The following is a 12917-nucleotide window of genomic DNA, read 5'->3' as shown; positions in this document are numbered from 1 at the left end:
GCCCCTCGCCACCTTGAGTGACGGAGGCGCCCGGTGCCGACCCTGATCGAAACCACACTGGCGGCGCTGGCACTGCTGTTCAGCGGTGATGCCGAGCTGTGGCAGGTGGTGGGGGTCTCCTTCTCGGTATCGGGCCTCGCACTCGGGCTGGTGCTGCTGCCGGCCCTGCTGCTCGGCTTCGCGCTGGCCTATCTGCCGATCCCGGCGCGCTGGCTCTGGCTCTCCTGCATCAATACCCTGCAGTCGGTGCCGACCGTGGTGATTGGCCTGCTGCTCTACATGCTGCTGTCGCGGGCCGGCCCCTTCGGCGACTGGAAGATGCTGTTCACCCAGCAGGCCATGGTGGTGGGGCAGATGTTGATCGCCTTTCCGGTGATCGCCACCATGGCTCACGCCGCATTCGTGCAAAGCGACCGGCGCGCCTGGGAGACCGCCCGTACCCTGGGGCTCTCCTGGCCGAGGGCGCTGCTCGGGCTGATGCGCGAGTGCCGCTTCGGCCTGTTGGCGGCGGTGATCGGCGCCTTCAGCCGCATCGTCACCGAGGTGGGCTGCTCCATGATGGTGGGGGGCAACATTTTGCACTTCACTCGCAACATCCCCACCGCCATCGCGCTGGAGACCCAGAAAGGGGCCTTCACCCAGGGGGTGGCGCTCGGCATAGTGCTGCTGGCCCTGGCCCTGCTGCTCAACCTGTTGCTGACCGCGTGCCGTGGTCACAGCTATCTGAAGAACTGACCATGGCACAGCGCACGATTATCCATAACCAAATGCTGCTAACCCCACCGCTGTCGCGGTCACGGTTATGTGAAGAAGTGACCATGCCCCCACCGTCCATCCACCGGAGTACGCCATGGCCCTGACCGCCCACCAGCTGATGATGCGCTTTGGCGAGCGCGACCTGTTCCAGATTGAGCAGCTCTCCATCGCGGCCGGCGACGCCATCTGGCTGCGCGGCGCGAACGGGGTGGGCAAGACAACCCTGCTCAAGATCCTGGCCGGCCTGCTCACCCCGACCCGGGGCCACACCAACCTCCCCTCTGGCTGGCGCGGCAAGCTTGGCCAGTGGCTCAAACGCGATCCGGGGCCTGGCCGGGTCACCTACCTGCACCAGACCCCCTACCTGTTTGATCGCAGCGTGCACGACAACGTGGCCTGGGCCCTCGGCCATCGCGCCGCCGACGAGGTGCGGGTGTTCGAGGCGCTGCGCCGGGTCGAACTGGAGAGCCTGGCGCGCGAGCACATCAGCATTTTGTCTGGCGGCGAGCGTCAGCGGCTGGCCATGGCCCGCGCCTGGGCACTGCAGCCCGCCTTTCTGCTGATGGACGAGCCCACCGCCAATCTGGATGCACATTCGGTTGCCCTGATGGCCGCCATGGCGCAAGATCTGCGGGAACAGGGCAGCGGCCTGGTCATCATCAGCCACCAGAGCAACGATCTGACCGACCTGTGCGAGCGGCAATGGACCCTCGCCCGGGGCCGGCTGCACGAACCCACTCCTTTGAAAATCATCGAGCGACATGACCTCAAACAGCGAACCTCGTACTGACCGCTTTCCCGTCTCCGCCGTGGTGCTGGCCGGCGGCCGTGCCACCCGCATGGGGGGCGCCGACAAGGGCTGGGTCGAGTTGGCGGGCCGCCCGCTCATCGACCACGTGCTTGACCGACTGCGCCCCCAGGTGGACGAGATCCTGATCAACGCCAACCGCAGCCAGGCTCGCTACCAGGCACTGGCCCCGGTCATCGGCGACGACAACCCCAACTATCTCGGCCCGCTGGCGGGCATGCTGGCCGGCCTTGCCGCCGCCCGCCATGACTGGGTACTGTTCGTGCCCTGCGACGGCCCCGCCCTGCCCCGCGATCTGATGGCACGCTTTCGCGCCGCCCTGACCCCGGCGACCGAGCTGGTGGTGGCCCATGACGGCGACTGGCTGCAACCCGTGGTGGCCCTGCTGCACAAATCCCTGCTCCCCTCCCTGTCCGCCGCGCTGGCCGAGGGAGAGCGCAAAATCGATATCTGGTTTGCCCGCCACCAGATGGCGGTGGTGAGCTTTGCCGGCCAGCCGGATGCCTTCATCAATCTCAACAGCCCGGACGAGCTGGCCGCCTACGAGGCGCGCCTGCCAGACTCCGCGACCGGACAAGGAGCCACCTCATGACCCCGGCCCCCACCCTGCCCCTGCTCGGCTTTGCCGCCTGGAGCGGCACCGGCAAGACCACTCTGCTCGAGCAGCTCATCCCCCTGCTGGTGAGCCGCGGCCTGCGCCTCGGGGTGCTCAAGCACGCCCACCACGACTTTGACATCGACCAGCCGGGCAAAGACAGCCACCGCCTGCGCCAGGCCGGCGCCAGCCAGATGATGGTGGCCTCCCGCCGCCGTCACGCCCGCATCATCGAAACCGATCTGGGTGAGGCCGATTTTCGCGAGCTGCTGGCCAGCTTCGATCAGCGCAGCCTCGACCTGCTGCTGGTGGAAGGGTTCAAGCACGAGCACTTCCCGAAAATCGAGCTGCACCGCGCCGCCATCGGCAAGCCGCTGCTGTTCCCGATGGATCGCGACATCATCGCCGTGGCCAGCGATCAGCCCCAGCAGACCACCCTGCCCCGGCTCGACATCAATGATCTGGACGCCATCGCCGACTTCGTCTGCGCCTACCTGGCGCAGAGCCGGCAGCAGGAGCAGGCGCCGGGGGCAGGTTTCCTGTCGGTCGAGGGGGCGCGCCAGGCCATTCTTGATGCACTCACCCCCTCTACCCGCAGCATCGACCTGCCGCTCGCCCGCTGCCACGGCGCCGTGCTGGCAAGCGACCTGGTGAGCCCCATCAATGTGCCGCCCCACGCCAACTCGGCGATGGACGGCATTGGCCTGCGCAGCGACGATCTCGCCGCCGGCCGCTGGCAGCTGGTGGGGGAAGTGCTGGCGGGCCAACCGCGCAGCGAGCCGGTACTGGCGGGACAGGCGGTGCAGATCATGACCGGCGCCCCGCTGCCCCCCGGCGTCGACACCGTGGTGATGCGCGAAGAGACCCAGCTTGACGGTGAATGGGTCAGCGTCAGCGCCCCCATCAAGGCGGGGCAGAACGTGCGTCAGGCCGGGGAAGATCTGGCGCTGGGCGCGGTCGCCATCACAGCCGGTACCCGCCTCGGCGCCCCTCAGCTCGGGCTTGCGGCTTCTCTGGGGCAGGCAACCCTGACGGTACGCGCGCCGCTCAAGGTGGCGCTGTTCAGCACCGGCGACGAGGTGCAGGCACCGGGCGAGACGCTCGCCCCCGGTCACATCTTCGACAGCAACCGCTTCACCCTGATGGCGCTCATCGCCGGGGCCGGCTGCGAGGTGATGGACCTTGGCATCATCCCCGATGACCCCGCCATCCTGCGCCAGCAGCTGACACAGGCCGCAGCCGACGCCGACCTGGTGCTGAGCTCGGGTGGGGTCTCGGTGGGCAATGCCGACTTCATCAAGCAGGTGCTGGCCGAGCTTGGCCAGATCGCCTTCTGGCGCATCCAGATGCGGCCGGGCCGCCCGCTCGCCTTCGGCAAGCTGGGGCAGACCCCCTTCTTCGGCCTGCCCGGCAACCCGGTGGCCGCCATGATCTGCTTCCTGCAATTCGTCGAGCCCGCCATCGCCCGCCTGCAGGGCCGGGTTTGGCAGCCGCTGCGCCTATCGGCGCTGGCCGAACAGCAGATGAAGAGCCGGCCGGGGCGTACCGAGTTCCTGCGCGGCATCTTCCATCAGGATACCAGCGGCGTGCTGCGGGTACGCACCACCGGGCCGCAAGGCTCCGGCATCCTCAGCTCCATGAGCGATGCCAACTGCCTGATTGAAATCGTCCCCGCCCAGCCGGCCATCGCGGTCGGCGAGCGGGTCTGGATCCACCCACTCCAGGGACGAGTGGCCTGATACCGGTCTCCACCCCGCCGGGCGTGGCGGGGTGGCTGCCCCCATGAATCCGAGGCTTGTCCCTTGCGCCTGAATGCCCCCCTCTCCCGACTCGATCTGCTGATCTACGGCCACTACCGCATCGTCCACGGCCTGCGCATCGCGCTCGCCTTCATGCTCACCTTTCTGCTGACCCGCGAGCTCAAGCTGCCGGAAAGCACCTGGCCCCTCATCACCCTGGTGGTGGTGATGGGCCCCATCTCGTTCTGGGGCAATGTGCTGTCGCGCGCGCTGCAGCGGGTGGTCGGCACCATCTTCGGCGCCAGCTGCGGGGTGGTGGCGCTCTATCTCGAGCTCTACTCCCTGCCGCTGATGCTGCTGTGGTGCGGCTGCATCATGTTTCTGTGCGGCTATCTGGCGCTCGGCAAGCGCCCCTACGTGGGGCTGCTCATCGGCATCACCCTCGGCGTCACCATGGGGGCCATGCCCGGCGACATCGAGACCGCCCTGTGGCGCAGTGCCGACGTGATCCTGGGCTCATTGCTGGCGCTGCTGTTTTGCAGCATCTATCCCCAGCGCGCCTACAGCCACTGGCGACTGCAGATGCACGACACCCTGCAGCAGGCCCAGCGGCTCTATCACACCCACCTCTCCCCCAACGTGCTGGAGCGGCCGCGCCTCGCCCACAGCCACGCCAGATTGCTCTCCAAGATGGTGAGTCTGCGCCCCCTGCTGACCCCGGCCGTCAAGGAGACCCGCCTTGGCAGCGCCCTGTTCGAAGCGATCCAGACCACCATGCGCAACACCCTCTGCACCCTGGAGATGCTGGCCAACACCTACTGGCGCGATCGCCAGAGCCACTTTCTGATGCAGAGCACCCCGGAGCTGCGCGCCTGCCAGCAGGCGACCGAGGCACTGATGAGCGAGCTGGCGCTGATGCTCAAAAGCGGCGAGCTGCAGGGCTCGGAACTGGCCATCAGCCGTCTGCAGGAGGCGGCCGGTAGAGTGCGGATCGACGCCGGCGGCGAGGCCGCCATCAGCGGCTATCTGTGGCTCAACCTGCAGCTCACCGAGCAGCTCACCCACCTGCGCCGGCTGCTGGGCCTAGTGATGCACCCGCCCCGCAGCCAGAGCCACCCATAGCAAAACGCCCCGCAAAGCGGGGCGTTGTCGTTAAAAGGCCAATGACTTGAGGCCTGATATGGCGCCGCCATTAACTGGCGTTTGCCAGCGGCTGCTCAAGCGGGAGGTAGAGGGAAAAATCCTGGATCCCCGCCTGCAGGGCAGCAAAGCAGTCCGGATCAATCGCTGACCCCAACGTCTCGGCCATCATCTCCAGCGCCTGGGGCACCGGGATAGCACCGCGATAGGGCCTTTTGGCAGTGATGGCATCAAAAATGTCGGCCGTGGTGATGATGCGGGTCTCCAAGGCTATCTCGTCCCCTTTCAATCCTTTGGGGTAACCCTTGCCATCGAGTCGCTCATGATGGGCACCCGCCACTTGCGCCAGCTCCTCGAACGCCCCGATGCGACTCAGGATCTCCTCGGTATAGGCAGCATGCATCTGCACGGCGGCCCACTCCTGCGCATCCAGCTTGCCCGGCTTGTCGAGAATGGCGTTGCTTACCCCCAACTTGCCCACGTCGTGGAGCAAAGCGCCGCGCTTGAGCCAGCGTCTTCGCTGCTCGGACAGGCCCATCTGGGTGGCGAGGATGTCGGTATAGAGCGCCACCCGGCCACTATGACCGGCGGTGTAGGGACTTTTGGAGTCCACCACCTGGCCGAACGCCGCCGCGATCTCGTCCAGATAATCTTCATCCAGAGCGACTTCACCCTGCCCGGCCGGGTGAACGAACACCCACTCGGCCAAACCGGGGTCCGCCAGTCCTTGCCAGAAGTCGTCATCCGCCAACGCTTCAAACTCGCTAACCAATTGAGGATCAAACCAGCTGCCGCTGCGCTCACGCAGCTCTTTGAGGGCTGCATCTGGACCAGCTGCGGCGTGAAACACATCCACCACCTGGCAGAGCAGGGCAATACGGGAGAAGAGCGGAATCGCGTCACCGGCCAGTTGCAACGGTCGACCTTTGCCGTTCCAGTGCTCGTCCAGAGAGAGGATGCCGGCGGCAACCTCTTCACTGAACCGCAACTGGCGAGCAATGTCCGCCCCCCGATGACAACGGGTCTGGATCAGTTCGTTGGCAATCTGATCGCCGTTGCGAAAGATATGGAACAGGCTGCGAAAACGCCCCAGCAGATCCGCCTGCAAGCCGGTGTGGCCCAGCACGAAGTTGACCACCTCGGAGAGGGAGCCATCCACCAGCTTGAAGTCGCGTTTGAAGTGAAGATCGTCGGTGAGATAAAGCTCGCAGATACGGGCCGCATTGCTGCTGCACCCCAGATCCTTGAGCAGCAGCATGTAATAGAGATCATGGCGCTGCCGGGCATCCAGCGCCAACCGCTCGGCCAGCCGGGAACCTATCCAGCAACAGCGAATGCAGTGCCCTCTTGGTTGCCCCTCGGTCATGTCGAGTGCATGACTGAGGGAACCAATCAACTCTGCCAACCGCAATCCATTCACCGTCATAGCCTGCTCCCTTGGACATCATGGCGATCTTGCCTGCTGACTAGATATACCTTATCCAGAGAGGAATAGATCTGGATTCAGATGAATTTACGCCTCGGCACTGTTAGTCCGGGCTTTTTCCTCCAGCTGGGCCGGGGTCAGGGTCGACACCAACCGGCCGTCGAAGTAGATGTCCAGCAGCTCGCCGCGCTTCTCGCCACGCATCAGGCTGCTGCGCCCGTCCAGGTAGTGCACCTCCATCTGGGCGGTGCGCTCGTCCGGGTAGCTCACCTCCACCTCGCGCACCCCTTGCGGCAGCATGGCCAGCGGCACCTTGTTGAGGGACGGATCCAGGTGCTGATTGACCTTGATCAGGGCGTCCAGCTTCTGATCCACCAGCGCCGGCGACTTGCCGGTGATGGGGTTCTTGCCAGACCAGAATTCGATGGTGTTGAACACGAACAGATCGGCGGTGGCCGCCAGGCCGTAGACCGGCGAGAGCAGGACGAAGACCCCGGCCCGGCCGTAACGGTTGTCCACCACGCTGAGGTTGCCCTTGGTCACCATGGAGGAGAGCCCCATCTGCCCCATGCAGCCGCTCAGCCCCACGCTTGCCACCATGCCCGCCAGCAGCGCCAGTGCCCTGCCCTTTCTTCTCGTTGCCATCGTCTTCGCTTGCTCCAGAAATAATGAGGCGGCAAGCCTAAACAGGCCGCCGCCAACGGGCAATTCACAAGCAGGGAGCGATACAGCAGGGGTTCAGACTGGGACATCGACTGCTCGCCATTCATACAGCCTGTCGAAATAACGGTCAGGGTGACAGCCCGCCTCTGGCGAGACAGGCCCCCTGACCGGCATCAGATGGAGAGGCTGGAGACGGTCGCCGAGACGTTGTTGGCCTCCTCCCGGATCTCCGCCATCACCTCGTTGACCTTGTCGATCTGCTGCTTGCCGAGCTCGGCGCTGCCGGCCACCCTGGCCATGTCGTCGGTCACTTTGGCGGTCAGCTCGCGGTTTTTCTGCACCACCTTGGCAATCTCGTCGGTGGAGAGGGACGTGCGTGCCGCCAGCTGGCGCACCTCATCGGCTACCACTGCGAAACCGCGCCCCTGATCCCCGGCCCGGGCCGCCTCGATGGCCGCATTGAGGGCCAGCAGATTGGTCTGATCGGCGATGCTGCTGATGGTGGAGACAATGGCCTCGATGCTTTTGGACTGCTCGTTAAGCTGGTTGATGAGCAGGATGGTCTTGTCAACCTGCTCGCTGATGAGCGACGAGGTGTCCACCACAGAGCGCAGCAGATCCGCCCCCTGCTCGGCACTGCGCAGGGTCTCCTGCGCCGTGGCATGAGCCACCTGGGCTGCATCGCGCACCGCATGGCTCTTGGTGACCCGCTCGGTGATGTCGCTGGCAAACTTGATGACCCGGCTCACCTTGCCGCTCTCGTCCCGGATCGGGTTGTAGGTTGCCTCCAGCCAGATCGCCTCGCCATGGCTGTTGCGCCGCAAGAAGAGTCCGGACTTGAACTGGCCCTGAGCCAGCTCCTCCCAGAAGCGGGGGTGCTCCTCATAGAAGGCGTCATCGCAGAACATCCGGTGATTGCGTCCCTTGAGATCGCTCAAGGTATATCCGACACAGCTCAGGAAGTTAGCGTTGGCCGAGATGATGTCACCATTGGGGGTGAACTCGATCATCGCCAGCGAACGTTCCAGCGCCTTGGTGATCGCTTCCTGACGCAGCAATTGCTGATGCTTGGCGGTGACGTCGCTGGCGATCTTGATCACCTGAGTCACCCGTCCCTGCGACTTGACCGGGAAGTAGCTCGCCTCCAGCCAGAGCACCTCGCCCCGCTTGTTGAGGCGCGAGAAGATGCCGGACTTGACCCGGCCCTGCTTGAGCTGGGCCCAGAACTGCTGGTAATCGGCAGAACGGGTCAGCTCCTGGCTGCAAAACATCCGGTGGTGCTGCCCCTGCAACTCCATCGCGCTGTAACCCATCAGGTTCAAGAATGGCTGGTTGGCCTCCAGGATCTCGCCATCCGGGGTGAACATGATGGTCGCGATCCCTTCCTTGACCGCCTCCACGAAGCCCTGGGATTCGGCCAGCTGTGCCTGGCAGGCCTGCAACTGCGCCTTCAGCTTGTTGTTGAACATGGATGTCATACCTCTGTACTGACAAGGTGGATACGGGCACAAGACTCGGCGCTAGGGTGAACCGGCACAAGCCTGTTGAGGCTGATCTTAGTTGAGCACTGTGGTGCGATCAGAATTCGGCCGAGATTTTGCCACAGCCGACGAGGGGCTCGCAGTGCAACCTGCGCCTGATACGTGCAAGGCCCGGCGAGGGATCACCCGGGCTGCCACTCCAGATAGGCGGGATTGGCCACAAAACCGATCCGCTCATAGAGCGGGCGCCCCTCGTCGCTGGCATGCAGCCAGACCCGGCCCAGCTGCTGCGCCCTGGCATAGTCCGCCATCTGATCCAGCAGGGCGCCGGCCAGCCCCTGCCGGCGGTAGGGCGGCAGGGTATACATGTTGAGCAGATAGCCCTCCCTCCCCGTCAGGTTGCCGGGATAGGGCGGGCGCACAAAGAAGGCCAGGGTCGCACTCGCCACCACCTCGCCATCCACTTCCGCCACCCAGGAGCGGGCGCTCTCCTCAGCCTGCGCCGTGCTGAAGTAGTGGCTGGTCGCCTGCCAGAGATCCAGGTCAGCCAGCGGTTCACGCAGCTCTCCCACCTCGCAAAACAGCGCCATGCGCAGGGTCACCAGTGCGGGAATGTCTGCCTGCGTTGCCTGACGGATGATCATCGGCGCTTCTCCTTGTGACGCTCGTTGAGGTGAACAGGCTCCCCGCGGGCGCCTGATCAAAGCGCCAGTGTGGATACATCACGCCCGCCTGGCAAGGCGCCACTGGTCCCAGGCCAGCGGCCCCGCGCCCCAGACGACCAGGGTCAGCAGCATCCAGCCCCACAGCTGGTGATCGTAAAAGCCGCCGGCCCAGAGGGTGGGATAGGAGATCACCGCCACCATGTTGAAGGCAAACAGCAGGGCGGCGACCGGTCGGGTAAAGAGCCCGACCAGCAGCAGCACCGGCAGCAGCAGCTCGGTGGCCGTGCCAAGCCAGGCCGCCCACTGCCAGGGCAGCAGGGGCACCTGATACTCGAACTCGAACAGATAGAGGGTGCTGTCCCAGGCGCTCAGCTTGAGCCAGCCGGAACGAAAGAAGGCCACCGCCACCCAGCACCTGGCCAGCAGCAACAGGGCGCCGCTCAGCCACCAGGGAACGGCGGGGCCCACCGGTTGCATCAGTGTCCACTTGTGATTTGTCATCGAATTTACTCCAGCGTTGAGGTCACATCGACCAGCAGGCCCAGGGTGACGAGGCGAGTCAGAGACTCTGCAGCCTGCGAGTCCCGTGCCAGCAGGGCCGACAGGGCAATGCCCCGGCGGCAGCCATCCAGCAGGCGCCACTCTCCTTCGCTCAGGCTGAGCGGCAATACCCGACAGTCGGGCTGTTTCTTGAGAGCGAGCCAGGCGGGAGCGGCCAGATCCTGCACCGTCTCGCCCTCGTGCAGGGCCATCTGCCAGAGGGCATCCACCGGGCGCGGACTGTCGAACAGAGACAGATCGCAGGCCGGGATCAGCACCAGCGCCTGCCAGGCCGCTGGTGACAGGGCGGCCACCCGCTCGGCCGGCCAGTGGCGCTTCTCGGGGGCCAGCAAACTGGTGCGCTCCAGTGCCCACTCGAAGCGGGCCAGCTCCCCCAGCCAGGGCAGTTCAGCGGTGGTCGGCAGCCGGGCAAGCCAGTCGCCAAAGCTGGCGCCGTAGTGCATCACGCTCCCTTCGCAGAGCGGCTCTGCCAGCACGAAGCCGCGCGTCGCGGCGTCGAAAAACACCTCCCCTACCATGGCTTTGACGGCCGGGTAGCTACCCGCCAGCACCTCGCCAAGGCTCAGGATGAAGTGGTTGCGATAGACCTGCAGCACGGCATCCGCCGTAAAGAGACGGGAGTGGATATGGGGCAGGATGGCCTCGCTCTGGCCAAGCAACCCCTCGGCAAACTGCTGCTGCCGGCGAGCCAGCTCAGACATGGGCGGCCTCCGGCACAAGATGGGTGGCCATGGCGGCGTCCAGCATGGCGCTCGCGCGCTCGGCCTCTGCCAACAGCACGGGAAGCGGCGGTATCTCAAGGTCCCACTCGATCAGGGTGGGGATGGCGCGCTGGCGGCAGATCTCCTCATAGAGGGCCCACACCGGTTCGCTCACCGGCGCGCTGTGGGTATCGATATAGAGGTGCCCCTGCGGCAGGGACTGATCGGTAAAACCGGCCAGGTGAATTTCGCCCACCGTAGCGATGTCGATGGCAGCCAGATAGTCGCTGCACGCAAAGCCGTGGTTGAAGGCACTGACATAGAGGTTGTTGAGATCGAGCAGGATGGCGCAGTCGCTGCGTCGCTGCAGCTCCGCCAGAAACTCCCACTCCGGCATCTCCCCCGCCAGTTGCAGGTATGAAGAGGGGTTCTCGATCAGCAGCCGGCAGCCGAGCGCCTCCTGTACCTGCCTGATCTTGTCGCTCATGTTGAGCAGGCTCTCCCGGGTATAGGGGACTGGCAGCAGATCGTTGAAGTGGCGCCCCCCAATGCTGCCCCAGCTGAGGTGTTCCGAGATGCGCACCGGTTTGATGGCGCGGGCCAGCGCCGAGAGGCTGGCGAGGTGATCAAGGTCGAGTGCATCGGCCGAGCCCAGCGACATGCCGACGCCGTGCAGGCTGACGGGATAGTGCCGGGCCAGCTCGCTCAGCACCTGAAAACCCCGGCTGTGACGTTCAAAGTAATTTTCGCTGTGCACCTCCAGCCAGCCAACCGCCGGCAGGGTGCGCAATATCTCGTCGTAATGGGGCGTGCGCAATCCAATACCAATCAAGGGGTTCATCGCAAAGCCTCGCTGCAAACCAGCCAAAAGAAGGCCACGGTGCCCCTGAGGCAACACCGTGGCACCCAGCCTTACTTGGGTTGCAGCGAGCCGCCTGCCAGCTTCTCGCACAGCCCCTTTGGCACCACCACGAAGGCGTCACCCTGGGCATCCATCTTGGCGGTACCGGCACAGGAGCTGGTCTTGGTCGCGCAGTCGTTCTTGCTCGCCTTCACCACCCCGTAGCACTTCTCCTTCTCATCGGCCGCCATGGCCGGTGCGGCGACGAACTGGGCGCCGAGGGCCAGCAAACCGGTCATGGCGGAAGCGATGGCAGTGCTCTTTTTAACGTTCATTCTCTGTTCCTTCTGATTGTGTGTGGTGTGCCCGATCGGTCACGACCGGATGCCCTCCATAGAACCGGAGCGCCGGCGAATTGATTTCAAAAAAAATGCAAAATCGGCACATCTATAAAAAACACAATTGGCAACAGACTGTTTTTAAAGGGTTATTCCATTCACCTTTCAAATACCCTTTCACCATGAAGATGTGTTCTGCACCACCCTGCCGCCGCCAATCCCAGGGATGCAGGCAATAAAAAACCCCGCCAGAGGGCGGGGTCTGATTGGCACGATACAACCGTGCGGGCATCGGCGGCCGGTACTTAATGACAAAAAAGACAGCCGCAGCTGTCTTTTTCAATTGAAACCTGACTTAGTAGAAGATCCGCTCGCCACGCTCGCTCATCTTGAGCCATACCGGCTTGGTGCTGGTCTTGTTCCAGATCCGGTGCAGATAGCTGTAGAAACGGGCCCGATCGCTGCGAAACAGCATCACCGGGAAAGCCAGCATACCCACCAGCAGCACATAGATGCGACGAAGAATTATCTGAGTCAGGGAATAGGGATGAAACATGATAGAACTCCTTACTGGTAAGACCACTGAGCAAAGATTACTCCACAATTTGTAGGATTACTACACCAAGATTCCCATTTTTTTGCAAAAAGATCCCTTAAAAGCCTTAAAGTGAAATTGGGTTACATCCATTAACTTACAGGCAACAAAAGCTGGCAAAGCAGCTCCCGTCGACCAGATTTAATGAGTTGGCACTCAAGATGGAGTCGGTGCGATGAAACCCGCAGAAATGGCGATCATAGGGATACTGGGCCTGCTGCTCTGGTCGGAATGGCAGGATTGGCAGCTCAACCAGGCCGACAGCATCACGCTGGCCTACAAGGGAGCGCCCACCGTCAGCATGTGGCAATGCGGCCAGTTGAAACAGAAGATGATGGATGTGACCGAACACTCGGCCGAAGTGCAGTTTCAATACCGGGGACAGGACCTGACGCAGGTCAACCGCTATCTGGAGCGGGAGTGGCAGCAGCAAGGCTGTGAGCAGCTGTTGTTGCAGCAAGGATATTGAGCAGAGAGATCCACACAGGGCTGGTGTAATGAAAATGCGTTATGGAATGAATCAGGAAGAAGATGGAGGCACGTTCCGGAGTCGAACCGGACTAAACGGATTTGCAATCCGCTGCATAACCGCTTTGCTAACGCGCCAT

General features: G+C 63.8%; 15 protein-coding genes and 1 tRNA gene. 6 read left to right on the top strand and 10 right to left on the bottom strand.

What is annotated here, in order from left to right; all coding sequences use genetic code 11:
* Positions 1 to 33: 33 nt before the first annotated feature.
* The 5 genes from OKC44_RS21460 to OKC44_RS21440 all read left to right on the top strand — a co-directional run bounded on the left by OKC44_RS21460 (position 34) and on the right by OKC44_RS21440 (position 5020).
* Complete coding sequence (locus OKC44_RS21460) at positions 34 to 735, top strand: ABC transporter permease (RefSeq protein ID WP_016351543.1); 702 nt, start codon at positions 34 to 36, stop codon at positions 733 to 735.
* Between the two features lie 115 nt (positions 736 to 850).
* Entirely contained in the window at positions 851 to 1546 is a 696-nt protein-coding gene (locus tag OKC44_RS21455) for an energy-coupling factor ABC transporter ATP-binding protein (RefSeq protein WP_005303221.1), read from the top strand.
* Positions 1518 to 2156, top strand: coding sequence for a molybdenum cofactor guanylyltransferase MobA (mobA, locus tag OKC44_RS21450; protein WP_270815009.1), 639 nt, complete (start codon positions 1518 to 1520; stop codon positions 2154 to 2156). The genes OKC44_RS21455 and mobA overlap by 29 nt, the downstream gene beginning before the upstream one ends.
* Complete coding sequence (locus tag OKC44_RS21445; protein WP_270815007.1) at positions 2153 to 3898, top strand: bifunctional molybdopterin-guanine dinucleotide biosynthesis adaptor protein MobB/molybdopterin molybdotransferase MoeA; 1746 nt, start codon at positions 2153 to 2155, stop codon at positions 3896 to 3898. The genes mobA and OKC44_RS21445 overlap by 4 nt, the downstream gene beginning before the upstream one ends.
* A gap of 63 nt (positions 3899 to 3961) precedes the next feature.
* The gene (locus tag OKC44_RS21440; protein WP_017409127.1) at positions 3962 to 5020 is read left to right on the top strand and encodes an FUSC family protein; all 1059 of its coding nucleotides are present in this window, start codon (positions 3962 to 3964) and stop codon (positions 5018 to 5020) included.
* 70 nt (positions 5021 to 5090) lie between these two features.
* Here the strand turns inward: OKC44_RS21440 and OKC44_RS21435 are convergent, their stop codons facing one another.
* From OKC44_RS21435 to OKC44_RS21395, 9 genes are all read right to left on the bottom strand, one after another.
* Entirely contained in the window at positions 5091 to 6464 is a 1374-nt protein-coding gene (locus OKC44_RS21435; RefSeq protein WP_011706871.1) for an HD-GYP domain-containing protein, read from the bottom strand.
* 87 nt (positions 6465 to 6551) lie between these two features.
* On the bottom strand, positions 6552 to 7172 hold the full coding sequence (locus tag OKC44_RS21430) for a DUF3332 domain-containing protein (protein ID WP_270815005.1): 621 nt from the start codon (positions 7170 to 7172) through the stop codon (positions 6552 to 6554).
* Between the two features lie 128 nt (positions 7173 to 7300).
* The gene (locus tag OKC44_RS21425; RefSeq protein WP_270815004.1) at positions 7301 to 8596 is read right to left on the bottom strand and encodes a methyl-accepting chemotaxis protein; all 1296 of its coding nucleotides are present in this window, start codon (positions 8594 to 8596) and stop codon (positions 7301 to 7303) included.
* A 194-nt stretch (positions 8597 to 8790) separates the two neighbouring features.
* Entirely contained in the window at positions 8791 to 9252 is a 462-nt protein-coding gene (locus OKC44_RS21420) for a GNAT family N-acetyltransferase (protein WP_270815001.1), read from the bottom strand.
* Positions 9253 to 9330: 78 nt separating this feature from the next.
* The gene (locus OKC44_RS21415; RefSeq protein WP_029299474.1) at positions 9331 to 9774 is read right to left on the bottom strand and encodes a DoxX family protein; all 444 of its coding nucleotides are present in this window, start codon (positions 9772 to 9774) and stop codon (positions 9331 to 9333) included.
* 5 nt (positions 9775 to 9779) lie between these two features.
* Positions 9780 to 10535 carry an HvfC/BufC N-terminal domain-containing protein gene (locus OKC44_RS21410; RefSeq protein WP_270814999.1) on the bottom strand — a complete coding sequence of 252 codons (756 nt, stop codon included), beginning with the start codon at positions 10533 to 10535 and terminating at the stop codon, positions 9780 to 9782.
* A complete protein-coding gene (gene bufB / locus OKC44_RS21405; protein WP_252475788.1) occupies positions 10528 to 11376 on the bottom strand; it encodes an MNIO family bufferin maturase in 849 nt (282 codons plus the stop codon). The genes OKC44_RS21410 and bufB overlap by 8 nt, the downstream gene beginning before the upstream one ends.
* 71 nt (positions 11377 to 11447) lie before the next feature.
* Positions 11448 to 11711, bottom strand: coding sequence for a BufA1 family periplasmic bufferin-type metallophore (locus OKC44_RS21400; protein WP_016351554.1), 264 nt, complete (start codon positions 11709 to 11711; stop codon positions 11448 to 11450).
* A 358-nt stretch (positions 11712 to 12069) separates the two neighbouring features.
* Positions 12070 to 12270 carry a YbfA family protein gene (locus tag OKC44_RS21395; RefSeq protein ID WP_011706879.1) on the bottom strand — a complete coding sequence of 67 codons (201 nt, stop codon included), beginning with the start codon at positions 12268 to 12270 and terminating at the stop codon, positions 12070 to 12072.
* A 214-nt stretch (positions 12271 to 12484) separates the two neighbouring features.
* Here OKC44_RS21395 and OKC44_RS21390 point away from each other — a divergent pair, with 214 nt between their 5' ends.
* Positions 12485 to 12778 carry a hypothetical protein gene (locus tag OKC44_RS21390; protein ID WP_011706880.1) on the top strand — a complete coding sequence of 98 codons (294 nt, stop codon included), beginning with the start codon at positions 12485 to 12487 and terminating at the stop codon, positions 12776 to 12778.
* A gap of 63 nt (positions 12779 to 12841) precedes the next feature.
* Here the strand turns inward: OKC44_RS21390 and OKC44_RS21385 are convergent.
* Positions 12842 to 12915, bottom strand: a tRNA-Cys gene (locus OKC44_RS21385).
* Positions 12916 to 12917 lie beyond the last annotated feature (2 nt).

It is taken from the genome of Aeromonas sp. S41-2 (assembly GCF_027705845.1).
Lineage (GTDB): Bacteria > Pseudomonadota > Gammaproteobacteria > Enterobacterales > Aeromonadaceae > Aeromonas > Aeromonas hydrophila.
This window is presented reverse-complemented; position numbering and strand designations above follow the sequence as displayed.

What these genes read in the sequence shown, in the direction of transcription:
- OKC44_RS21395 (WP_011706879.1), bottom strand. Translation starts at nt 12,270, where the DNA reads ATGTTTCATCCCTATTCCCTGACTCAGATAATTCTTCGTCGCATCTAT.
- OKC44_RS21410 (WP_270814999.1), bottom strand. Translation starts at nt 10,535, where the DNA reads ATGTCTGAGCTGGCTCGCCGGCAGCAGCAGTTTGCCGAGGGGTTGCTT.
- OKC44_RS21445 (WP_270815007.1), top strand. Translation starts at nt 2,153, where the DNA reads ATGACCCCGGCCCCCACCCTGCCCCTGCTCGGCTTTGCCGCCTGGAGC.
- mobA (WP_270815009.1), top strand. Translation starts at nt 1,518, where the DNA reads ATGACCTCAAACAGCGAACCTCGTACTGACCGCTTTCCCGTCTCCGCC.
- bufB (WP_252475788.1), bottom strand. Translation starts at nt 11,376, where the DNA reads ATGAACCCCTTGATTGGTATTGGATTGCGCACGCCCCATTACGACGAG.
- OKC44_RS21420 (WP_270815001.1), bottom strand. Translation starts at nt 9,252, where the DNA reads ATGATCATCCGTCAGGCAACGCAGGCAGACATTCCCGCACTGGTGACC.
- OKC44_RS21415 (WP_029299474.1), bottom strand. Translation starts at nt 9,774, where the DNA reads ATGACAAATCACAAGTGGACACTGATGCAACCGGTGGGCCCCGCCGTT.
- OKC44_RS21435 (WP_011706871.1), bottom strand. Translation starts at nt 6,464, where the DNA reads ATGACGGTGAATGGATTGCGGTTGGCAGAGTTGATTGGTTCCCTCAGT.
- OKC44_RS21400 (WP_016351554.1), bottom strand. Translation starts at nt 11,711, where the DNA reads ATGAACGTTAAAAAGAGCACTGCCATCGCTTCCGCCATGACCGGTTTG.
- OKC44_RS21390 (WP_011706880.1), top strand. Translation starts at nt 12,485, where the DNA reads ATGAAACCCGCAGAAATGGCGATCATAGGGATACTGGGCCTGCTGCTC.
- OKC44_RS21425 (WP_270815004.1), bottom strand. Translation starts at nt 8,596, where the DNA reads ATGTTCAACAACAAGCTGAAGGCGCAGTTGCAGGCCTGCCAGGCACAG.
- OKC44_RS21455 (WP_005303221.1), top strand. Translation starts at nt 851, where the DNA reads ATGGCCCTGACCGCCCACCAGCTGATGATGCGCTTTGGCGAGCGCGAC.